This is a genomic window from Pseudodesulfovibrio indicus, assembly GCF_001563225.1.
In the GTDB taxonomy this organism is placed as follows: Bacteria; Desulfobacterota; Desulfovibrionia; order Desulfovibrionales; family Desulfovibrionaceae; genus Pseudodesulfovibrio; species Pseudodesulfovibrio indicus.
This window is the reverse complement of the sequence record NZ_CP014206.1, coordinates 731349-751739: the sequence shown is the minus strand read 5'-3', so window position 1 is coordinate 751739 and position 20391 is coordinate 731349. Positions and strand designations below refer to the sequence as shown.

Sequence of the window (20391 nt, the reverse complement as noted above, 5' to 3'; positions counted from 1 at the left end):
CAAAAATATGTAGCACTGTAATTATTGCCTATTATTATTTGGCATTTTTTACACCAGAAGTGAAAATACTAATTGGTCGTAATGAAAGGACAACCGATACGCGGTTGCGCCCGCCTGGGCGGCCGCCTTGCCGCGGCCGATAAAAAAAGCCCCGGTTCGGCGGATGCCGGACCGGGGCCTGCGGAGTGCGTGAGGGCTAATCCCAGGTGCGCTTGTCTTCGATGGGCCGGATCTGCGGAGGCAGGGTGCCGGGCGCGAGGACCTTGAGGATGGGGCGCAGCTTGATCTTTTCCCGGAAGAGGTGGAGCAGCTCGTCTTCCTGGTTGAACTGACCCGCCTCGATGGAGAGGATCATTTCGTCGATGCCGCCGGGGTTGGTGACTTCGATCTGCCAGCGCTTGACCTCTTCGAACCGGGCCATGACCTGCTCGACCTGGTGCGGGTAGACGAACATGCCCTTGATGCGCGCGGTGGTGTCCACGCGGCCGACGATGCCGCCGAGTCGCGGGGAGGTGCGGCCGCAGGCGCAGGGAGAGCGGTCGAGATAGCCGAGGTCGCCGGTGGCCAGGCGGATGAGCGGATAGGTGCGGTTGAACGCGGTGACCACGATCTCGCCGACCTCGCCGTCCTTGAGCGGGATGCCGGTATCGGGATGGCAGATCTCGACAAAGGCGCGGTTGGACAGGTGCAGGCCGGACTTGTGGAAGCATTCGTAGCCGATGCAGCCCACGTCGGCGGTGCCGTAACCCTGGCGCATGATGCAGTCGAACTTCTTTTCCAGGGTGGAGCGCATCTTCTCGGAGAATTTCTCGCCGGTGACGAAGGCGACTTCGAGGAACAGGTCCTTGCGCAGGGAGAGACCGGTTTCCTCGGCCTTCTGGGCCAGGTGCATGAGGTAGCTGGGCGTGCCGACGTAGCCGGTGACGCGCAGCTTCTGCATGATCTCGATCTGCGAGTTGGTGTTGCCGGGACCGGCGGGCACCACGGCACAGGCGAGGTTGCGCAGGGGTTCCTCGAACATCAGGCCCGCGGGGGCGAGGTGATAGTTGAAGGTGATCTGGGCCAGGTCGCCGGAACGGAAGCCCGCGGCGTAGAAACCCTCGGTCCAGCCCCAGTAGTCCTCGGAGCGGTCCTCGGGATCGAAGATCGGGCCGGGGGAGAGGAACACGCGCTGGAGTTCGCCCAGGTCCTTGGTCAGCAGCCCGCCGAGGCGGGGTCCCATGGACTGGAGGAAGATGAGCTCCTTCTTCTTGATGATGGGGATATGTTTGAGGTCGTTCAGAGTGCGGAACTTGTCCACGTTGAACTGGGCGCGGTCGAACCGCTTCTTGACGTCCTCGGAGTAGCGGTAGGCATAGGAGAGCAACTCCTTGAGCTGAAGCTGGCAGTATTGCCGGCGTTCGGACTCGTCGAGCACCTCGCGGCGGGAATAGATCCCTTCGGTACGGTCTTTTCGTGTCATATCTTGCTCCTTGGTGGCAAATTTCCGTTATTCACGGGGAGCGGGAGTATAGCACGAAGGAATTTTTTTGCAAGAAAAAGTTTAATTTTACCGATATTCCAAGCGCTTGGGGAGCGATTTTTGCAATAAAAGGAAGATTCAAAATGTGCTTGACAGCATCACCCCAAATCGATAGTTCTACCTTCCCTGATGGGTCATTGGGTCGTTAACTCAGTTGGTAGAGTATCTGCCTTTTAAGCAGAGAGTCACTGGTTCGAGCCCAGTACGACCCACCAGAATGCGTCCCCATCGTCTAGTGGCCTAGGACTCCGGCCTCTCACGCCGGCAACAGGGGTTCAAACCCCCTTGGGGACGCCAAGACAAATCAACGGGTTACGGTGAATGCCGTAACCCGTTTCTTGTTTGCGTGGCTCGTCCGCGTGGCTCGAGTGCCACGTCAGCATCACCGGACCAACTTCAGGGCGGGCGGTTCCCTGTCCCCGTCATCACGCCAGGCCGCGTCCAGGGCATCCACCGCGCCGGTGCTTTTCTTGACCTTGTGGATGTACCGCTGGGTCGTCGCAATGGACTTGTGACGCAGCAACTGCTGCACTTCCACGATAGTCGCCCCGTTATGGATGGCGATGCTGGCGGACAGGTGGCGGATTCCGTGATAACCGAAGTTCCTCACGCCAACATCGGCGCACAGCCGCCGCAGCCAGCGGTTATTGATGTCCAGAAGGCCTTCGAACCGGCTTCCGAACACCAGTTCCTCATCCCTGGATATCAACTTCCATTCGGCAAGGTGCGCCCTGAGCATGCCCGAGATGGGCAACTCATCGAACTCGGCATTCCCGCTTCTGCGCTTGTTGGTCCAGAAACCGATCATGCCCGTGGCCAGATTGACTTCCGACCACTTGAGCTTCCACAATTCGCCCCGGCGGGCAGCCGTGTGGAACGCCAGCAGAAGCAGTTGCCGTTGCAAGGGCGTTGCCACATCCACGACCTTGCGGAAGTCCTCAAGGGGCGGAACCCACCTCGGGTGGCGCTGCTCGGGGAACTTGTCCACGGACCGGAACGGATTCGTCTTGTCCATTTCCAGATACCGCGCACCCCACTTCCAGGCGGCGGCAAGGTTTTTCCTGTCCCGATTGGCCGTGTTCCCCGTGGTCTGCTTCTTGAGTCGGCTCAGATGGTTCAGGGCCACCACAGGGCTGATCTCATGAACCAGCTGTGTCGGCCTTGCCGTCATTTCGAACAAACGCCGAAAGGCAAGGCGCTTGTCCGAGCAACTTCCCTTGGACCATGTGGCCGTGGCGTAATCCATGTAGGCATTCGCCCAATCCCCGACCAGGACTTCCAGGCCCACGCGATGCATGTCCTTTCGTTTTTCCGCATCGGCGAGCTCCAAGGCTTCTCGGGTCTTGTTTTCCCATTTTTCCGCGTCTTTCATCTTGTCAAAGAGCTGGGTGCGCCTGATTTGAGGCGAACCGTCGGTGGGCGTAAAGCGCACGGCCCCACGCCACCGTTTTCCTTCCTTGTAAGGCATTGTCTTTTCTCCTTATAGGGAAGACCGCTTACCGGGATTCACGCTGCCATAGCTTGTGTTTGTCGGTCAAATTCTTCCGCTGCCGTTTTCTGGCCACAGGAACATCGGCTGGCTGATCTGAGGCTCCCACGGTGTTCAGTTCCTGGTAAGCTTCCACGTTTTCCCGGAGAAACCGGATTCCACGCGTTCCGACAATGAAGGCCTTCAAACGAACCTTCATATCGCGACGCCTTACAAGGCTTTCGGAAATTCCAAAAAGCTGGGCAACTTGTTTAACCGTCAACACATCATCCACGTTCACAACCTTCAACCGGTTTCGTCGAGCCGGACATCCTGACGCCCAACACACCAGTTCAACACTCCCGGCATGTGCAAAGTCAAACGGCTGGAGGGGGAAAAGAATAAAAAAACGACCCCGCCGGGAAATGGCGGGGCCGCATCTAATAGGAACTGCCCAGGTAGGCGTTCGATATGTCACGGCGACCGGGGGAATGCCCTGCCGCTTCCTCAATGGCGTCTCGCGCTTCGTTGTCGAGCCGGGGCCATTCGTCCCCGGCCGTTGCCTGGGCTGCCTCCTGGAACGCCTGCGCGCTCTCGTGCTGGTTGGGCGGTTCAAAGCCCGCGTGATTCAAATACATTTGATGAAACCTTTCGTGTCGAAGGCCGTGCAGGGTTCCTCCGGCATTTTTGCCCGCAAGGCCGTGTTTCCTGGCCGCATAATCCAGCCGGTGCAGCCATTCGTCGCCCATGCCCTCGGGCATGAGGTTGTGGAGACCCTTCCTGTCGGAGGGAGACACGTATTCCCCGGCCCGCTCAAGAGCCGCTTCCTGTTGCCGGGACAGACCATGCAGGGTCCGAGGCCTGCCGCCCTTTGTCCCGTACTGAACGAGCAGACTATGGTTTTCCCGGTCCCAATCGTTGGGCAGGTCCAGCTTGGCCGATTCTTCCCGGCGCAGCCCGAGCTCATACATCAGCTCGATCTGAACCGCCGCCCGGCCGGCATGCCGGAACGACGCGTCGTTCCGCATGCTGGCCAGGGATTCTTGAAAGGCTTCCGGGGCGACCGCGCGGGACGTCGCATTGGCGATGGACCCACGCCGCACCCCGAAGGTCGCGTTGCTATTGCTGATATTGTCGTTCTCGTAGGCACGGCAGACGTGGCGGGCAGCGGTGAAGACTTCGGCAATCCTGCCGTCGCCCACGCCGTCCGCACGCATGGTGTCCGCCACGCTCTGGAAGTGCCTGTTTGTCACCTTGGTCCACTTCTCGACCCCCATGTTCGCCTGGCGCAAAACATCGACGAAATGGCGGGCCGTCTGGCGGATTCGGTGTTGTTTCGATTTTGGCCCGGACAAGGTTGCCCGGTTCGCCGCAAACTTGAGGCTGTCGGATTTTCCCATTGGAATTCTCCTTCCGTTAAAGGTTCGGGGCAGCGCCCCGGGGCCAAGCAGGTTGGACTTTTCCCGTCATCCGGGAAAGACCTGCCTGTGGCGGTAAACCCGCCACGCATCACCAGCTAAGGGAAGAATGAATGCCCGTTTCCCATTGGAAGAAGATTCCGGAAGACCCAGTCAATAAGGGGTGCTGCCCCGCAAGCGCGAGTCTTGCGGATTGGATGGCAGCCGTAGGGGAAGTGCGGCAATGACAAGCGTAGATACTTGCCATTCCACCATCGGCGGGTGCTGCGTTACAGCCTGCGTTTGGATTTTGAAAAGGCCGTTTGTTTGGAAAACGGCGCGCGGATCGTTGAAGCCCTAGGCTTCTTCATGCGTCATCAGTTCAGACTAACGTCGTGAACTTATGACGCGCGGTAAGTGCGTTTCACCTCCTTTTGGTTACGGAATTATCCGGTGGATATGCCCCACTATATGACGCCGCAAAATCTTCGCGCAAGCTCCGGCGGCACGATTTCCTCCCCTCCCGCCGATTTTCCGCGAGCGTGACACAAGCAGCCGCCGGGGCAAGGCCAAGCCCTTCGGGCGCCCGGCTTGCCGGGCGGCCTTGCCCCGACGACTTTGCTTGCGTCGTGATTACCGCAGGCGACGGCGAGAGGGATGGCGGTTTCGACTCCGGCTCAAGGGATATCCTCAGGTCCCTGCTCACGCATCCACCTCAAAAAAAGCAACAAACCCCTTGCCAATGATTATCAACTTATTTATTAACAGAGTTAAACAATTAGTTGCTTAACCATGTTAATAAGGTAGTTGATTAACCATGGCTGAAGATGACGACGTTGACCTCACCCCTGTGAAGACCCCGGAACAATTGCTGAAGGAAGAAGTCGGGCTTTATCTGAAGATTGTCCGGGAGACTCAGGGCAAGCCCCTCAGATGGGTCGCCCAGAAGTTGGGGTGCACCAGCTCGTTTATATCCCAGATCGAAAAAGGGAACGCTTCGATTCCACTGGATCGGGTACTGGACTTTTCCCTTGCCTATGATCTTCCTGTGTCGGAGTTCGTTCGAATCGTTCTCGTCACCATGCACAACGACACGTATCGGGCGCTGATGAGCATACTGGAGAATGACCCGGAAATGGCTAATGCCGCCAGCAGTTGCCACACGACTGCAAATCCCAAAGAACGGGCCAAGCGGCGCAAAGCTCTCAACCCTGGGTTGAGTTCAAAATCGCTTAAACGAATGCGGGAATTCATCTTGGAAAACGAAAAGCCGGCTTATGGGGAACCGGTGGCAGGTGACTCGTGATTGATTTACGGAAACAAGACCATCTTGGGGCAACCTCGTCGTCTAAAGATGGCGACATTCACAACAATGACGCATTTCTATTTTTGGGGAATTGCCCTGCTCACAGGTACGAGGCCATAATCACAGACCCACCTTACGAGATCGGAATTGCCGGCAAGGATTGGGATTGCAAAAAGCTGCGGATCGACGTTCTGGCTTATCAATTCCATCGTGTTCTGAAACCTGGCGGCAATGTCTTTGTATTTTGCTCGGATTTTCAATTCGGCGATTGGTATCGGGAGCTTTCGCGCTACTTCCCTAAACTGCGCAAGTTTGCCTGGTGCAAGCCCGACTCTGTCGGGTTCAACAAGGGTATGTTTCAGGAGAGCTTCGAACTTGGGTTGCATGCGTGCTCGGAAGACTCATTTTTCGATGATCAAAAATACTACAAAAATCATATGGTCACTGGGAAAACATCGGGGAAAGAACGGCTGATGCCTGACCCCGACGAAGAGTGGTCAGAGAAAAAAGGCGAAAAAGCCCTTCATCCCACACAAAAACCACTGAAAGTGGTCGAAGATCTGGTTGCCGCATTGAGCAAAGAAGGCGACACCATTCTTGATCCCTTCGCTGGCACCGGAACGCTTGGGGTTGCAGCCAAAAAAATGGGCAGGAAATTCGAGATGGTCGAGTACGGATTCCGAAACCACATTGCAGCATGGGACAGGATTCTAGGGGAAAAGTAAATATTCTTGGACCATTTCTTCATGACCGGGCACAGCCATTGACTTGGATCTATTATTACGACTAACTGGTACTAATTTATGTTTCACGTGCCTCAGATTTGAGCGACACTCGCTATCGCCAATCGTCGGAAAGCCAATCTATTGCATTTTTGTGAGGGACCTATGGGAATGTTCTCCGATCTCTGGGATGGGATCAAAACGATCGGATCAGCAGTCAAGAAAGTCGTAAAAAAAGTCTACGAAATAATCTCTGATGAGAGAACTGTAATCGTATACGACCGATTAAAAAGGGTCATGGACGACTGCAGTGGGGACCCAAATAGCGATGCGTGTGCCCCTGATTTTGTCAACCTTCCCTCTGTCGACATGGAATCCAGACTATCTGAGCATGACGAAAGAATTGAAAAGAACGCAAAAAGTATTCGTGAATCCTACCAGTTGTTAGCTGTTCAAAGCGAAATAAACCGGATGAGGTTGTCTGCTGAAATCATCGATTCGTCAATGCGTAATGTTAAAATTCATGCTTCAAGCCTTTCCACCCATTACCAAAATATGCGCAATATTAATGGGCTCGTTAACGATGGGAATGCTATGCGATATGCATTGAAAAAACTTATGAGTGTGGTGAACTACAATGCCAACTTGATCGCAAATGGTGGGAATAATCCCATGAAAATAGAAGGGGTTGATATTGATAAAAAGGATGGCGCTGTCTCTATAGTGGCTGCTTTTGATGCGTTCGACCGGACAAGAGAGTTGCTGACGGATGAAGTTGTTTCTCTTTGTAACCTCTCAGAAGCTCACCTTCAGGACATCAAAAAATTGAAACGGGACGTGTCCGGCCTCAAGGGGGAAATTAAGCATAAAACAATTCAATTCCTCGAAAACATGGTGGAACCCAAATTCAAAGATGTTCACAGAGCTGCGAGAGAACTGCAATCAGAAGTGGCGCAGCTACCAGCCGGCGTTCGTGAACCGGATGGAAAATTTGTATTCGAAAACAATCAAATAAAAATGTACGTCCCTGGAGACAACTCCTAGGGATTAGACCATTAGGTAGTGCGATCTTTTCTACAACAACTGGGCACCTATTCGATATGTTAAATAGCGATCCGAATATTCTGCATCAATATTCGAGACGAAGCTCAACTGCCCGATTCAACTTCATCCTAAGGTGTTCCCATTTTGGGACGACTCGGGACAACAGCCTATAAAACGCTGCCGAGTGGTTCCTGACACGCAAATGGCAAAGTTCGTGGGAAATCACGTACTCGATGCAATCCTTCGGCGCTGCGACGAGCTCGGGGTTCAGGATGATCGTACCGCTATTGGTACAGCTTCCCCAACGCTTCAGCATCCGAAGCATTCGCCACTCTGGAACGGTTTTCATGCCAACCCCAGAGGCCCTTTCCACACACGATCCCATCAGGGAATGGAAAATCGCATCCGCCCGATCACGAAGCCACGCATCTACCAGTTTTTTGGCTACATCTGCGCCATCCTGGGCCAGGAGGGTCACTTCCAGATGCGCTCCTTTGAGCTTGGCCGAACGTTCGAGACCAACCAATAGCTTCAACCGATATTGTCGTCCCAGATACCTGACTTCCTCGCCGGAGATATATCGCCGGGCCGGGATGGCCGGGGGATAAGCCGCGAATATCCTCTGCTGCTTGAGGACCCAAGCTCCCCGGCTTTTTACCTTGGCCGCTATCTCATCGACAGTTGCCGTCCGAGGCGCATCCGTGACGACGGAACCATCAGGGAAGACATGGATGGCCAAGGTCTTCCTGGTCGCTGGCCGGATGGAGTAATCGATTCTGGTGGTCCCGTAATGCACGGAACCGCGGGCGGGCAAATCAGGCAAGGTCACGTCTCTTGGCAACAAGAATCAATTTGTCGATGACAGCATCTATCACTTCGCCGGGGAATGTCACACCGGATGATTCCGAAGCGTCATACAAAACGTCTTCAATATCGTTCTTCATTTCGTTTACAATATCAATATTGTCGCTCCAATCCCTGATTTTCCTGGATGTTACGGCATCATCTATGGATATCGCCATCTGGGGCAAGGAAGCTTCGGCGATCTGCCCTTCCAGCATTTCCCCAGAATCCCGAAGTAGACGGCGGCTTCGTCTCTGCCCTTGAGGGACGGAGGCAAGTTGCCACGTTCCCCCTGTTGCAAGTCATCCAGCAGCCCCCGCATCTTGCCGAGATATTCGGCATCGGAAAGCCGGTGCGCACGATGGCTGCTGATGGTTTCGTTGATAATTTCCGACAGGCGTTTGAAGAGGACCGGGTCCTCGTCCATCCGGACGGTGATCGTTTTCTTCACCCGGGCAGCGATGTGGTCGGCCTTGGCGGCATCCCCCTGGATCAGCTCCAACTGTTGCTCGAAGGCGTCTACGGCAAAGATATCCACCGGGGCGACCACCTCCTGCACGGCATCCGCTCCGATGTGCTTGCTGACCATGTTCTTGAGCTGCTGCTCGTAGGCCGAGTAATCCACGGCCTCGCCGAACCGATGCTTGACGGCGTTGCGAAGGTTCAGGAAATCCTTCAAATCGGCCTTGTACCGGTGGATCGTCTTTTCGGGCGTATTGTCGAGAAACCGCGCGCTGCTCAGTGCCAGTTGCAGGGTGTTGGCAAAGAGGCGCAGGGCGTCGTAAAACCGCTCCCGGATGTCTTCCGGTTCCAAGGCCAGTTGCATGGCTTCGATATCCGCCTTGTTGCCGACTTCCTTGAAAATTTCCCAGACATTGGCATGCCTGGCCTTGAGTTGTTCGATTTCGCCGCTGACGTCCAGAATGGTGTTCTCAATGTCGGCCCGGTCGAACCCTTCCTTCTCCAGGGCGGCATAGGTGTCGATGGCTTCATTCAAGGCTCCGAAGATGCCCCGGTAATCCACCACCAGGCCGTAATCTTTGCCGTCCCACAAACGGTTCACCCGAGCGATGGCCTGAAGGATGTTGTGCTCCTTGAGGTTCTTGTCCAGGTATAAAACGCTATTCCGGGGCGCATCGAACCCGGTGAGAAGCTTGTCGATGACGATCAGGATTTCGGGATCGTCATTATGGTTGAAGGCGTTGATGATGCTTTCGAGATACTGCTTCTCGTTGCCATACCGGCGCATCATGTCGTTCCAGAACACCTGCACCTCGGGTATCTTGGATTCATCGGTGGAGGTGTTGCCTTCTCGGCTGTCGGGGGAAGACATGACCACGGCCACGGAGACTTCGTCCTGTTCCTCGAAACACCGAAGGTAGGCCAGAGCCGCTGGGCGGCTGGCAACCGCGAACTGAGCTTTCTTGCCGGTTCCCTTGCAAAACTGCTTGAAATGCTGGGCGATGTCATAGGCGACTTCGGCGATACGCGACTCGGCGGAAAAGAGCTGCTCGGCCTGCCTGAACTTCTTTTTGAGGTCGCGTTTCTGCTCGGGGGTCAGCCCCTCGGTGATGCGGTCAAACCACTTGTCCAGTTCGGCATCGTCCCCGTGCAGCTCGCTCATGCGTCCTTCGTACCTGAGCGGGGCCACGGCCCGGTCCTGGACCGCCTGGTTCATGGTGTACTTGTGGATGAAGCCGCCGAACTGGTCGGCCGTGCTCTTCTCCTTCTTCAGGAGTGGTGTACCCGTGAAGCCGATATAGCAGGCGTTGGGGAAGACCACGCGCATTTTGGCATGGCTCTGGCCGTATTGGCTGCGATGGCTTTCGTCCACCAGCACGAAGATGTTCCGGTCTTCGTCCTTGGTGCGCTTGTTGGCCACGGTCTCGAATTTGTCGATGATGGTGGTGACGATGGAGGCGCGTTCCCCGGCAATGAGCTTGAGCAGGTGTTCCCCGGTCCGGGCCTGGACCACGTCCTTGCCGCACGCCTTGAAAGTCTTGGAAATCTGGTTGTCCAGGTCGATGCGGTCGGTGACGATGACCACCTTGGGATTCTTGATGCGGGGATCGAGCGCCAAAGCCTTGGCGAGCATGACCATGGTCAGGGACTTACCCGACCCCGTGGTGTGCCAGATGACCCCGCCCCGGCGGCGGCTGTCGCCCTTGGCGTCGGTGACCCGATCCACCGTGGCCTTGACCGCGAAATATTGCTGGTAGCGGGCGATTTTCTTGATGCGGCTGTCGTAGATGATGAAACCGTATATGAGTTCCAGAAGCCGCTCCGGGCGCAGGAGGGAATGCAGGGTCTTGTCCTGTGGCGTGGGGGTGCGGTGCCCGGAAGCAAGGATGCGCATCAGGACTTCCCGCTGTTCGTCCGTGGCCTCGGCCATGAGCCGGGACCGTTGCGCTTCGGCCAAAGGCGCGTTGACGATGGCGTCCAGGGCTTCATTTTGGCCGTCAGCGTCCTCTTCCTTCCAGATCGACCAGAACTTTGCATCCGTGTCCGTGGTGGCGTACATGGCCCGATTCTGGCTGATTGAAAGCAATATCTGGCTGTAGATGTACAGCTCCGGGATTTCCGTGACCCGCTGATTGCGCAGGTGTTGGCTGATGCCTTCCTTGATGGCCCCGCGCTGGTCAGGCCGCTTGCACTCGATAATGGTCACGGGAATGCCGTTGACGAACAGCACTATGTCCGGCCGGCGCACGGCATCGGAATGGCGCCGCTCAAACTCGAACTCGTCGCACATGTGGTAGACGTTGTTTTCCGGGTGTTCCCAATCGATGTATTTCAGGGAATGGCTTTTCACGGACCCGTCGATGGTTTGTTCCAGGCTGATGCCGAGGGTGAGCAGGTCATAGACCTGTTCGCTGGTGGCGATCAGGCTGTCGAACGGCACCTGCGCGATTTCCCGCACGGCCCGTGCGATATTGGCATCCGAGAACTCGTCCTCCTGCCCCTTGAAGGTGATGGAATTCATCTCCCGCAACCGGGTTTCCAGCACGTCCAGCAGGACCGGCATGGACTTGCGCCCCCCGCGCATAGACAAGGCCTTGGTGGGCGGAACGTACTCGTAACCGAGTTGTTCCAACAGAATCAGGGCGGGGGCATGGGATGCGGCGTATTCTTTAAACTCAGGCATTGTGACAGCCCTATCCGTTGATTGGAGGGATAACCTTCTTTATTTCTTTCAAAGCAAGCATGTCGTTACCAAGACCGTCGTATGCTTTGGCTTCCCTTATGTGATTTTGGGCACGCTCAAGAGCGTACCTACTTCTAACTGAGGAGGATAAACCTAAATCGAGTTCCCCAAATGCTGAATAAACATATTCTTTTACGTTTCTCGGTGAATTCCAAAAAAAGAACATGTCCACCACTTGTTTCTCAAGTTCAAAGGATTCAAAAGGATAGCCATTTTGCGCATTCCAATACTTCAGCAAACGAATAGTAGGCTTGGTCAAATTGGAATACATTTGATTTCGAGAAGTCAGGTCATCATTGAAATCATTTGGATCAGTTCCAATCCAATCTTCATAGTCAGTGGCCTTGGCTGGAATGTCATATCCAGACCAAAAGTGTTCAACGGCAGGGACAAGCTCAAATTTGATGTGGTTCATGTTCAACACGATTGTCGGGTGAGACTGATGAACCCTAGAAGCCTTATAGGTGTCCGCAACAAACCGTCGTAAACGATCTAGATATGTTTGAGGCCTATAACCACCGTTTGAAAACACAATCATGTAGTCAATGTCTGACCTTTCATCCAACCTTCTTGGCAATATTGTCCCGCGAGTTGACGAGCCGAACTGAAACTGCGCTTTGATCTCGTTGCCAAAATACTTCTTTAACTTGAGTTTAATAAACCCGATGGACCGCTGGATTTTCTCCTTTTCGGCTTCAGGCAATACTGCAACCCGAGACATGAACCGCAAATAATTAAGCGAAGACATGGCTTCAGCAGCCCTTCCCTACGTCAGCCCTGTGTAGACTTTCCCCCGCCTCAATAGCCTCTTTTGCATCTCGGTAAGCACTATTTGGAATGCTAGGGCTGATCGCATTCAGTTGATCGCGTTTCTTCGCAAATTCCTTGATCCGCTCCGTTGCAACTCCTAGGTTATCCATTTGAGGTAATTCCACTTCACGAAAGAGCCGTGTTTGGTTTCGAAGCGCAAGGAATTGATCGCCTGAAGACTTATGGCTTTCAGACTTCCTGCTTGGATTAAGGAAAGTTGCTACCGTTCCAAAGCCAGTGGATAATATGGCGAGGATGCCTGCAACCAGGGAAAAGTCTTTGAATGCAGAGCCGCTGGCAAGAGCTGCCAAAACAGCAGCCGGAATGCCAATCCATAGATGTCGTCGACTCCAGCTTGAACAAGCATTGTAATGACCTTTGCCGGAGTACTCTGCATCTTCTTCGATTCGTTTTGCTTCTTTCTCGATAGAAAGCCTAAGCTTTTCGTCTGCTAACTGTGCCATTTGTTCCCATTGTACCTAACATGAGCCGTCTTGAACTATACCGGACCGTTGTGTATGCTCCGCGTACGCTTACGGCGGAGGTCCGATGAACCTGCAACGGCTCGTATTCGAGCAGGTTGACCTCAAGGGCGGTCTGATGGTTCCAGCATCAGGCCGCTTTTCTTGTGGACTTCAATCATTTTCCTTCTCCTAGCCTGCTACCCTTTGGGCGGGTATGGGTCGTTGCCGTAGCTGTTTTTTTCACGGATTCTTCCATCCTTTCCGTGAATGCTGACCTCAAGACCTTCCCGTTTCCCCTGGTCAATGGCTCGTTCCCGAGCTTCGGCCTGGGTTTCGGCTTTGAAGGAAGCGCGCTTTGCGCCACCTTTCTTACCCTGCCAGCCGCCATCAGGATGGGGCGTGACATGCATGTCTTTACCACTCATTGATCTCACCTCCTTTGGTGCTCATTTTCCGGTTGCCCGGGTGCGTAATTTACAACTTCTTTGCCGCCCAATATGCCGCCACCTTGTCGATGATGGCATGAGCGATCTTGTCCATGTGCTTCCCTTTCGAATAGTCCGCCGGGGCCACATAATGAACCCGGCCTTCGCTCCTCAACTGCTCGGCAAGCTCCTTCGAAGTCTTCGGTTTATACACAGCGATGGAATGTCCCCCCTGCGCTTTGACAAGCCGCATACACGGGACATCCGTCGCCCCATCACCGATGAAAATCATATTGGTGAACGGCACTTCTCGTTGATCGGCCTCGATATACTGGTTGATTTTCTTGTTGTCGCAGATGTCCCGAACTCCCTTGTTGATCCGAAACAGGAACTGCGTCTTGGTCGTATAGTTGACGGCAAGCCCGGGAGCCTCGGCGACGCCATGTTGGTCGTACATAAACGACGAAGCGAACACGTCGGTAAATTTGTTGGCAATGCTCGTTCCCAAAAGCATTTCCCGTATGCCGGAGGAGATGATGTAATGTTGGGGAATCAGCCCTTTCTCTTTGGCGTAGTCGTCAACTCGGTCAAACCACCCCGATACCCCGGGGAACATCTCGATCCCCTTGGCGTATTGCTTGAAATCCTGCCGCGTGACCCTCATGTCATTTTCCCTGGCCTTTCGAAGCATGAGATACATGTAGGCAAGGATTTCATCCGCCTGCTGATCCTTGGCGCGCCTTTTTACCTCATTCCAGAACGTTTTACTGGTCAGCTTGAGTTTCGGGATGAAGTCGTATTCCTGCATATTACCGGGGGCAAGCGTGCCGTCGAAGTCGTAGACAAATGCAATTCTCTGTTTGCGAAAGCTCATGCGGCCCCCTTCAGAATTGTTTTTAGATTTTTTCTAGACTTCAAAATATACCCTCTTCGGTCGCCGAAGCCAAGCCTTCACGCTCTACGAACGCAACTGCCTTTTATGGTTGATTTTAATTTGTACGCGTTAAGATTTTACTCGCACTTTCCCGGTCAACAGCTGCTGCATGAGGCCCTTTTTCTGTTCCTTGAGGGCGGCGAGCTGGTTGCGGTGCTCGTCTATTTCCGCGACGGCGGCATTGAGGACTTTGGCGATTGCCTCTTGTTCCCTGGGCGATGGACACGGAACGTTAATCTTGAAAAAATCCTTCTTGTTCAGGTTCAAGAGACCGTCCGAGCGGGCTCCGCTTGTGATGTACCGCTTCAATTCCCTGGCGTGGTAATCGGCGACGAAGAAATGCTCATAGAAATCAGCCGAGACTTTATCGGACTTGGGACGAAAACTGATGAAGACATTCGGGACGGAAATCTCGTCCTGATCGCGCAAGAGGTAAGCGCAGCCGCATTGGTATTTCTTCGAATTGCCCTTGTTGTAGGCAAACTCGCCCTTCCGTAAATGGGTGTAGCTGGCATATTGCCGACCGGCGATATCCTTGCCCCATTTTTCGCGCTGAGAGACAAAACCGATTCCGGCGGAAATGCTATAGGGAGGAATATCCTTGTCGCCCACGGTATCCGTGACCGGTTCAAACAAAGTGCCCAAGGGAACTTCCTTCCATGCTTCCCCGGCAAATTCCCCGAACCGCACCTTGCCCGTCAGGAGCCGCTGCATGAGTCCTGCTTTCCGCCGCTCCTTGGCTGCGATGAGGGCCACGGTTTTCTCGATGGCACGGTCCCAGGTGGAAAGAGTCTGACTGATAGCCTGCTGTTCATCTAAGGTCGGAACAGGGACGACCTGATCTGCTATGTCGGCCTTTTTCACATGCAACAGGCTTGATTTAAACCCGTGTGCGCTGGCTTCTATCTTTGAAGTAATTACGCGAAGGGTAGAGTAAAGCCAGAAAGGATCTACTCCTTTTCGAGGCGTAATCTTATAAATATGCTGGTTTAATAGCCCCTTGGGGCCACTCCAAATTTTGGGACCAAACGAGACTCCCTTAACCCCAGCCCAAGCGAAAAGAAGTTCTCCGGGATTGACCACTATTTGTTCTCGGGGAGGAGGGCCGTCAAAATAGTTAAATTCACGAACCCCGTTGAGATTCTGAATGCGGATAATCGGCAGACCTCTCTCGCTCCAGTCCGAAGCCTTAAAACCATATCCGTTCCCAAAATCACACAATTCTCCAATCGGCTTACGGTCCCACTTGGCAAGCATAATTACTCCCCACCTTCCTTCTTCGCCCCAAGCGCTTTCTTCTCCGCGGCCTTCACGCGCCGAGCGACCTTCGCCAGATCTTCATCCGGCACGGGCAGTTCCTCGGGCATGGTTCCGCCCAGTTCCTTGATGGTCTGGCGGACCTTCTTGCCGACCTCGAAATGGGTCTGGTTGGCCGCTTGTTTGCCCCGGATGTTCTCGCGCCGGAGTTTCTCCTCGGTCTGCGTGGCGCGGAACAGGTTGGCGGCGAGTTCGGTGCTGCCCATGTTGTCGAGAATGTTCTGACTCTTTTTCAGCCCCTTGTGCCGATGGATGGCCTTGGCGTCGAGGCCACCGTACAAACCCTTGTAGCCGTGGTTCTGGAAGATGGCGAAATCAAGGCCGGATTCGACCCCGGCCTGCTGGGCTGCCTTCACCAGCTGCTTGTTGTGCTCCTTCATCTCCTCGCGCAAGAACAGCCGCTTCTCTTCTTCCTTGAGCTGCTGAAACGACTCGTCATCCGCCAGTTCCTGCCGACGGGTCTGGATGGCAAAATAGGTCTGCCCATTGGCGATGACCGGCTTCGAGGGATCGGCATTCTGCACGATCAGGTAACAGGCGTAGCGGCTGAGGGCATACGACTCCATGGCCCTCTGCCCCCCCTTGCCCAGGGCGATCATCTCGTGGACCTCCACGAAATGATCGGACACAGGCTGGCCGCTGTTTTCACAGCTCGTCTTGGCCTTCTCTATGACGGGAAGGAAGTTGCGGTATTCCCCGTAGCCAAGCACTTTCGATAACTGGCGGGCCAGCCAGAAATCATTCCCGTTCTCGTCCTGAAGCTTCAGTTCTTCAAAGGTCAGGTGGTGCGCCTTCTCGACGCTTCGTTCCCTGGTCATTACAGCACCCCCAATTCTTTCAGGTATCCGGCCATTTCCTTGCGGACTTCGGCCAGCTCCTTTTCCAGTCCTTCGATCTCGCCCTGCACCTTGGCGATGTCCACTTCTTCCTCTTCCTCGAAGGTGTCCACATAGCGGGGGATGTTCAGGTTGAAATCGTTCTCCTTGAGTTCATCCAACCCGGCCGCATAGGCATACTTGTCCACGAACTCGCGGGCCTTGTACGTGTCCACGATCTTCCGGACATCCTCGGGGCGCAGCTTGTTCTGGTTCTTGGCGTCGGCGTATTCCCGACTGGCGTCGATGAACAGGACATCCTTGTCGGGCCGGTTGCGCTTGAACACCAGGATGGCCGCCGGGATGCCCGTACCGAAGAACAGGTTGGCGGGCAGGCCGATGACGGCATCCAGAAGATTCTCCTCGATGAGCTGCTGCCGGATCTTGCCTTCCGCGCCGCCCCGGAAAAGAACACCGTGCGGCACGACCACGCCGACCCGCCCGGATTCCAGGGTGGTGGTCTCGATCATGTGCGAGATGAAGGCATAATCCGCCTTGGACTTGGGCGGCAGGCCGCGGTGGAACCGATTATGCGGATCGCTCTGGGCCGACTTGTAGCCCCACTTGTCCAGCGAGAAGGGCGGATTGGCCACCACCACCTCGAACTTCATGGTGGTGTCGTCCTCGATCAGCTTGGGTTCACGCAAGGTGTCGCCCCATTCGACCCTGGCCCGGTCCATGCCGTGCAGAAACATGTTCATCTTGGCGAGCGCCCAGGTCTCGCCGTTGATTTCCTGACCATACAGGGAAAAATCCTCGGACGTCCGGCGGACCCGATTGCCGCACTTGATGAGCAGCGAGCCGGAACCGCAGGCGGGATCGCAGATGCGCTCGCCCGGCCGGGGATCGACCAGTTCCGCGATCAGCTCCGAAACCTCCGGTGGGGTGTAGAATTCCCCGGCTTTCTTGCCCGCGCCGGCGGCGAAGTTGGCGATGAGGTATTCGTAGGCGTTGCCAATAACATCCAGATTGCCCACCCGCGACGGCCGCAGGTCCAGGCGAGGGTCGTTGAGGTCCTCCAGGAACTTCTTCAGACGGCGGTTGCGGTCCTTGGTCTTGCCGAGATTCGCCTCGGAATTGTAGTCGATATTACGGAAGACGCCCTGCAACTTGGCACGGTTCGCATCTTCGATCTTCTCGAAGGTGGTGTTGATGACCTCGCCCACATTGGTAGCGTTGCGCTGATCGAAAAGGTCATAGAAAGTGCACCCTTCCGGCATGACGAAACGCTCCCTGGCCAGACGGCGTCCGATGCGTTCCTTGTCACCCTTGAACTGCTGGCTCAGCTCGTCATACCGCTCGCGGTAGACGTCCGAGAGATACTTCACGAAAAGCATCGCCAGGATATAATCCTTGTACTGGCTTGCGTTGAGGATTCCCCGGAAGGTGTCGCACGCCTTGAAAAGGATATCGTTGATCTCTTTCTGGTTCACTTTGTTGGCGGTCATATTTTCTCCGTTAATTTTTCTCTTGTGATGCGGCATCCAGTATCTCGGACAACAGCAGTTCCCGCTGCTCCATGACCCGTTCCGTCAGAATTTTTTCTCGCAAAGCACATTGGTAGACCTTGGCTATCAGTGCTTGCCTTTCGAGAGACGGCACCGGAACCGGAAGCGCCTCCAACGTCCTTCGGGTGATATGCGGCAAGGCCGTCCCCGCCGCGCATTGCCCATAATATCGCTGGGCCTCCTTGCCGTTCAGGAACCAGGCCAGATAATCCGGGCGCACCAACGCGGGGTTGGCCTTGATAATGAAAAAATGCGGTGCGGCCACGGCTTTCTCGAGCGGCTTGTCGACCAGCGCTCCGAAAAACCGCATCCCCCGATTCACGAAAAGGATATCCCCTTCCTCCAGAAAGGTCGGGCGGCGGCGACCAGTCGGCACGACCTTGGGCAACCGTTTCTCGTTCACACCCAGGACAGGGTCCACATTCTTAAGCTGGACCACGGATATTGTACCTACCGGATCGTGCTCAATCCTGCCCCGAAATGGATGCCCGGCAAACAATTTCGCTACGCGCTTCAAGGGTGCCGATTGACATTTTGAGTGCACCAAGTTGTTTGTTTTTTCTCGAATCATGTGTTTCGATATAAGCAAGCGGGATCGGCTCGTCAAGTGCAGTTTGTGTTTTGATGCAAAAAATATTTCGGGGGTGCTTCGGAAAACCGAGCGAGGCTCCCATACCCCAGTTTGAGGCGTTAACCCATTGGTCGTTTCGCCGCGCAACAACACTGGGGCTCTCATCATCTCTGGACTTGTTTTCCACCCCAGAGATATTTCTAACCTCTTGCCGCCCCCCCTCGTGAAAGACCTTTTCACTTGGACAACGCTCTTTCCATTTTCAACTTGCACACTCGCAAAAACTAACATATATATTAGTCAAAACGATTTAAGCTAATATGTACGTTATCAAGCGAGGTGCATATGGGAAACACATCACTCGCAAGCAAAGCGTTGTCTCCCGATGCTGCAGAGATGTTGAAACGGTTGGGGGCGAACATCAAGGAAGCGCGTGTACGCCGGGGGATGACGCAAGTCGAACTGGCTACGCGGGCATCGACCAGTCACGCCGCTCTTGGGCGGCTGGAACGCGGCGAGCCGTCGGTGGGCATCGGCATTCTGGTGCAGGTCCTGGACGTGCTGGGGTTGGCCGCAGGACTTGGCCAAGTGGCCGACCCGGACATGGACGAAGTCGGGAAGTCACTCCAGCAGTTGAAGAGTCCGAAACGGGTCCGCGCCAAGAAGCGTGACGACCTTGATTTTTAGGAGGCCGCATGCCCACGGACAAAACCTACGTCTATATCCATCTTGGCGGCGAATTCGTCCCGGCGGGACTGCTGACCATGCACCAGGACGGTCGGGAGGTGGTCTCCGCCTTCGCTTATGGCCGCCGCTACCTGGAACGAAGGGACGCCGCACCCGTTGATCCGCTCCAGTTGCCGCTGGGGCAGGCCGAATATCATGCCGGAGGCGTGTTCCGGGCCTTCCAGGACGCCAGCCCGGACGGATGGGGCCGCCACCTACTGGATCGGGCTGCAGAACGGGACGGGGTCGTCCCCTCGGAATTCGACTACCTGACCGTCCTGAACCAGGAAGACCGCATCGGCGCGCTCGCCTTCGGCCCGGATTTGAATGGCCCGCGCCCGGCGACGCCTGTCTGGCGACCCGAGGAAATCCCCGGCGACCGCCTTAACCTGGCCTCCATGCTCCGGGACGTGGATGCGGTCCTCAACCACGAGGCCCTGCCCTCCGACCAGCGCCGCTTCCTGATCCGCGGCTCGTCCGTGGGCGGCGCACAGCCTAAGGCGGCCGTGGAGTACGAGGGTCGGCTCTGGATCGCCAAGTTTTCGCGGGAGCTGGAACAGTGGCCGACCTGCCGCATCGAGTTAGCGGCCATGCGGCTGGCCGCGCAATGCGGCATCCGGGTTCCCGAATGCCGGGTGGTGGACGTGGGCGGACGGGACGTCTTCCTGGCCGCCCGGTTCGACCGGGGCGGGAACCCGCCCATGCGCCACCACTTCCTGTCAGCCATGACGCTCACCGGGTCCGACGACATGACGGACGGAACCTACGGTGACATCGCCCTGGCCATCCGCCGATTCGGGGTGGCGGACCACCTCAAGGCCGACCTTGAGGAGCTGTTCCGCCGCATGGTCTTCAACATCCTGTGCAACAACTGGGACGACCACCTCAAGAACCACGGCTTCCTCTACGACACCTCAAGCGGCAAATGGCGGCTCTCACCTGCCTACGACATCGTGCCGCAACCCCAGCGCGACGGCGACGACGCCAGCCGCTTGACCCTGGGCATCGGCCAGCAGGGCCGGGTCGCCACGCTCGACAACGCGTTGTCACGGTGTGCTGATTTCGATCTCGATTTGCCCAAGGCCCGGGAAATCGCCCAGGGCATGACCGCATTGGTGCGCGAAAACTGGCGGGGGGAGAATGAGATGGCGGGTGTGCCGGAGGTGAAAATCCGGCTGATCGAGGAGGCGTACCGGTTCGCCATTGCAGGGAAGGAATAGACCCTGTTAGCTTAGGACTTTTATGAATGCATTG

The 20391-nt window shown here is 55.6% G+C and carries 21 protein-coding genes and 2 tRNA genes; 7 read left to right on the top strand and 16 right to left on the bottom strand.

Features of this window, described 5'->3' with window-relative positions:
• Window positions 1-196: 196 nt before the first annotated feature.
• Window positions 197-1462 (bottom strand): phenylacetate--CoA ligase family protein, encoded by a 1266-nt coding sequence (locus AWY79_RS03505; protein ID WP_066800340.1) that lies wholly within the window; start codon window positions 1460-1462, stop codon window positions 197-199.
• Window positions 1463-1661: 199 nt separating this feature from the next.
• On the opposite strand from AWY79_RS03505, the gene AWY79_RS03500 reads away from it, so the two are divergent.
• Together AWY79_RS03500 and AWY79_RS03495 are read left to right on the top strand one after the other, a co-directional pair.
• Window positions 1662-1737: transfer RNA gene (locus tag AWY79_RS03500), tRNA-Lys, on the top strand.
• 6 nt (window positions 1738-1743) lie between these two features.
• Window positions 1744-1819: transfer RNA gene (locus AWY79_RS03495), tRNA-Glu, on the top strand.
• Window positions 1820-1904: 85 nt separating this feature from the next.
• Here the strand turns inward: AWY79_RS03495 and AWY79_RS03490 are convergent.
• The 3 genes from AWY79_RS03490 to AWY79_RS03480 form a co-directional block, all read right to left on the bottom strand.
• The gene (locus AWY79_RS03490) at window positions 1905-2990 is read right to left on the bottom strand and encodes a site-specific integrase (RefSeq protein WP_066800337.1); all 1086 of its coding nucleotides are present in this window, start codon (window positions 2988-2990) and stop codon (window positions 1905-1907) included.
• Between the two features lie 28 nt (window positions 2991-3018).
• On the bottom strand, window positions 3019-3291 hold the full coding sequence (locus tag AWY79_RS18945) for a helix-turn-helix domain-containing protein (RefSeq protein WP_158509852.1): 273 nt from the start codon (window positions 3289-3291) through the stop codon (window positions 3019-3021).
• A gap of 139 nt (window positions 3292-3430) precedes the next feature.
• Window positions 3431-4390 carry an integrase domain-containing protein gene (locus AWY79_RS03480; protein WP_066800331.1) on the bottom strand — a complete coding sequence of 320 codons (960 nt, stop codon included), beginning with the start codon at window positions 4388-4390 and terminating at the stop codon, window positions 3431-3433.
• An 814-nt stretch (window positions 4391-5204) separates the two neighbouring features.
• On the opposite strand from AWY79_RS03480, the gene AWY79_RS03475 reads away from it, so the two are divergent.
• The 3 genes from AWY79_RS03475 to AWY79_RS03465 all read left to right on the top strand — a co-directional run bounded on the left by AWY79_RS03475 (window position 5205) and on the right by AWY79_RS03465 (window position 7459).
• Window positions 5205-5693: a helix-turn-helix domain-containing protein gene (locus tag AWY79_RS03475; RefSeq protein WP_066800328.1), complete on the top strand. Its 489-nt coding sequence runs from the start codon at window positions 5205-5207 to the stop codon at window positions 5691-5693.
• Window positions 5690-6418, top strand: coding sequence for a DNA-methyltransferase (locus tag AWY79_RS03470; protein WP_066800325.1), 729 nt, complete (start codon window positions 5690-5692; stop codon window positions 6416-6418). Before AWY79_RS03475 ends, AWY79_RS03470 begins: the two co-directional genes overlap by 4 nt.
• Window positions 6419-6712: 294 nt before the next feature.
• Window positions 6713-7459 (top strand): hypothetical protein, encoded by a 747-nt coding sequence (locus AWY79_RS03465; RefSeq protein WP_158509851.1) that lies wholly within the window; start codon window positions 6713-6715, stop codon window positions 7457-7459.
• Window positions 7460-7544: 85 nt separating this feature from the next.
• Here the strand turns inward: AWY79_RS03465 and AWY79_RS03460 are convergent, their stop codons facing one another.
• The 12 genes from AWY79_RS03460 to AWY79_RS18625 form a co-directional block, all read right to left on the bottom strand.
• A complete protein-coding gene (locus tag AWY79_RS03460; protein ID WP_199533837.1) occupies window positions 7545-8198 on the bottom strand; it encodes a M48 family metallopeptidase in 654 nt (217 codons plus the stop codon).
• Window positions 8199-8274: 76 nt separating this feature from the next.
• Entirely contained in the window at window positions 8275-8481 is a 207-nt protein-coding gene (locus tag AWY79_RS19075; RefSeq protein ID WP_199533836.1) for a hypothetical protein, read from the bottom strand.
• Window positions 8466-11447: a type I restriction endonuclease subunit R gene (locus tag AWY79_RS03455; protein ID WP_199533835.1), complete on the bottom strand. Its 2982-nt coding sequence runs from the start codon at window positions 11445-11447 to the stop codon at window positions 8466-8468. Before AWY79_RS03455 ends, AWY79_RS19075 begins: the two co-directional genes overlap by 16 nt.
• 10 nt (window positions 11448-11457) lie before the next feature.
• Complete coding sequence (locus tag AWY79_RS03450) at window positions 11458-12228, bottom strand: SMODS domain-containing nucleotidyltransferase (protein WP_158509850.1); 771 nt, start codon at window positions 12226-12228, stop codon at window positions 11458-11460.
• Window positions 12229-12259: 31 nt separating this feature from the next.
• Window positions 12260-12781, bottom strand: a complete 522-nt coding sequence (locus tag AWY79_RS18630; RefSeq protein ID WP_133987325.1) for an SLATT domain-containing protein — start codon at window positions 12779-12781, stop codon at window positions 12260-12262.
• A gap of 197 nt (window positions 12782-12978) precedes the next feature.
• Complete coding sequence (locus tag AWY79_RS03445) at window positions 12979-13206, bottom strand: DUF2188 domain-containing protein (protein WP_014322838.1); 228 nt, start codon at window positions 13204-13206, stop codon at window positions 12979-12981.
• A gap of 49 nt (window positions 13207-13255) precedes the next feature.
• Window positions 13256-14080 carry an HAD family hydrolase gene (locus AWY79_RS03440; RefSeq protein ID WP_066800315.1) on the bottom strand — a complete coding sequence of 275 codons (825 nt, stop codon included), beginning with the start codon at window positions 14078-14080 and terminating at the stop codon, window positions 13256-13258.
• 129 nt (window positions 14081-14209) lie between these two features.
• A complete protein-coding gene (locus AWY79_RS03435; protein ID WP_078063601.1) occupies window positions 14210-15397 on the bottom strand; it encodes a restriction endonuclease subunit S in 1188 nt (395 codons plus the stop codon).
• 2 nt (window positions 15398-15399) lie between these two features.
• Window positions 15400-16275 (bottom strand): DNA damage-inducible protein D, encoded by an 876-nt coding sequence (gene dinD, locus AWY79_RS03430; RefSeq protein ID WP_066800313.1) that lies wholly within the window; start codon window positions 16273-16275, stop codon window positions 15400-15402.
• Window positions 16275-17780, bottom strand: coding sequence for a type I restriction-modification system subunit M (locus AWY79_RS03425; RefSeq protein ID WP_066800311.1), 1506 nt, complete (start codon window positions 17778-17780; stop codon window positions 16275-16277). The genes dinD and AWY79_RS03425 overlap by 1 nt, the downstream gene beginning before the upstream one ends.
• Window positions 17781-17790: 10 nt before the next feature.
• On the bottom strand, window positions 17791-18243 hold the full coding sequence (locus AWY79_RS03420) for a restriction endonuclease subunit S (RefSeq protein ID WP_158509849.1): 453 nt from the start codon (window positions 18241-18243) through the stop codon (window positions 17791-17793).
• Window positions 18244-18304: 61 nt separating this feature from the next.
• The gene (locus tag AWY79_RS18625) at window positions 18305-18598 is read right to left on the bottom strand and encodes a hypothetical protein (RefSeq protein ID WP_133987321.1); all 294 of its coding nucleotides are present in this window, start codon (window positions 18596-18598) and stop codon (window positions 18305-18307) included.
• Window positions 18599-18756: 158 nt separating this feature from the next.
• Between AWY79_RS18625 and AWY79_RS03415 the strand changes: the two genes are divergently transcribed.
• Complete coding sequence (locus AWY79_RS03415; RefSeq protein WP_066800305.1) at window positions 18757-19098, top strand: helix-turn-helix domain-containing protein; 342 nt, start codon at window positions 18757-18759, stop codon at window positions 19096-19098.
• Window positions 19099-19106: 8 nt separating this feature from the next.
• Window positions 19107-20357: a type II toxin-antitoxin system HipA family toxin gene (locus AWY79_RS03410; RefSeq protein WP_066800302.1), complete on the top strand. Its 1251-nt coding sequence runs from the start codon at window positions 19107-19109 to the stop codon at window positions 20355-20357.
• Window positions 20358-20391 lie beyond the last annotated feature (34 nt).

What these genes read in the sequence shown, in the direction of transcription:
- AWY79_RS19075 (WP_199533836.1), bottom strand. Translation starts at nt 8,481, where the DNA reads ATGGCGATATCCATAGATGATGCCGTAACATCCAGGAAAATCAGGGAT.
- AWY79_RS03480 (WP_066800331.1), bottom strand. Translation starts at nt 4,390, where the DNA reads ATGGGAAAATCCGACAGCCTCAAGTTTGCGGCGAACCGGGCAACCTTG.
- AWY79_RS03505 (WP_066800340.1), bottom strand. Translation starts at nt 1,462, where the DNA reads ATGACACGAAAAGACCGTACCGAAGGGATCTATTCCCGCCGCGAGGTG.
- AWY79_RS03455 (WP_199533835.1), bottom strand. Translation starts at nt 11,447, where the DNA reads ATGCCTGAGTTTAAAGAATACGCCGCATCCCATGCCCCCGCCCTGATT.
- AWY79_RS03465 (WP_158509851.1), top strand. Translation starts at nt 6,713, where the DNA reads ATGGACGACTGCAGTGGGGACCCAAATAGCGATGCGTGTGCCCCTGAT.
- AWY79_RS03410 (WP_066800302.1), top strand. Translation starts at nt 19,107, where the DNA reads ATGCCCACGGACAAAACCTACGTCTATATCCATCTTGGCGGCGAATTC.
- AWY79_RS03490 (WP_066800337.1), bottom strand. Translation starts at nt 2,990, where the DNA reads ATGCCTTACAAGGAAGGAAAACGGTGGCGTGGGGCCGTGCGCTTTACG.
- AWY79_RS03450 (WP_158509850.1), bottom strand. Translation starts at nt 12,228, where the DNA reads ATGTCTCGGGTTGCAGTATTGCCTGAAGCCGAAAAGGAGAAAATCCAG.
- AWY79_RS18630 (WP_133987325.1), bottom strand. Translation starts at nt 12,781, where the DNA reads ATGGCACAGTTAGCAGACGAAAAGCTTAGGCTTTCTATCGAGAAAGAA.
- AWY79_RS03425 (WP_066800311.1), bottom strand. Translation starts at nt 17,780, where the DNA reads ATGACCGCCAACAAAGTGAACCAGAAAGAGATCAACGATATCCTTTTC.
- AWY79_RS03475 (WP_066800328.1), top strand. Translation starts at nt 5,205, where the DNA reads ATGGCTGAAGATGACGACGTTGACCTCACCCCTGTGAAGACCCCGGAA.
- AWY79_RS03445 (WP_014322838.1), bottom strand. Translation starts at nt 13,206, where the DNA reads ATGAGTGGTAAAGACATGCATGTCACGCCCCATCCTGATGGCGGCTGG.
- AWY79_RS03440 (WP_066800315.1), bottom strand. Translation starts at nt 14,080, where the DNA reads ATGAGCTTTCGCAAACAGAGAATTGCATTTGTCTACGACTTCGACGGC.
- AWY79_RS03415 (WP_066800305.1), top strand. Translation starts at nt 18,757, where the DNA reads ATGGGAAACACATCACTCGCAAGCAAAGCGTTGTCTCCCGATGCTGCA.
- AWY79_RS03435 (WP_078063601.1), bottom strand. Translation starts at nt 15,397, where the DNA reads ATGCTTGCCAAGTGGGACCGTAAGCCGATTGGAGAATTGTGTGATTTT.
- dinD (WP_066800313.1), bottom strand. Translation starts at nt 16,275, where the DNA reads ATGACCAGGGAACGAAGCGTCGAGAAGGCGCACCACCTGACCTTTGAA.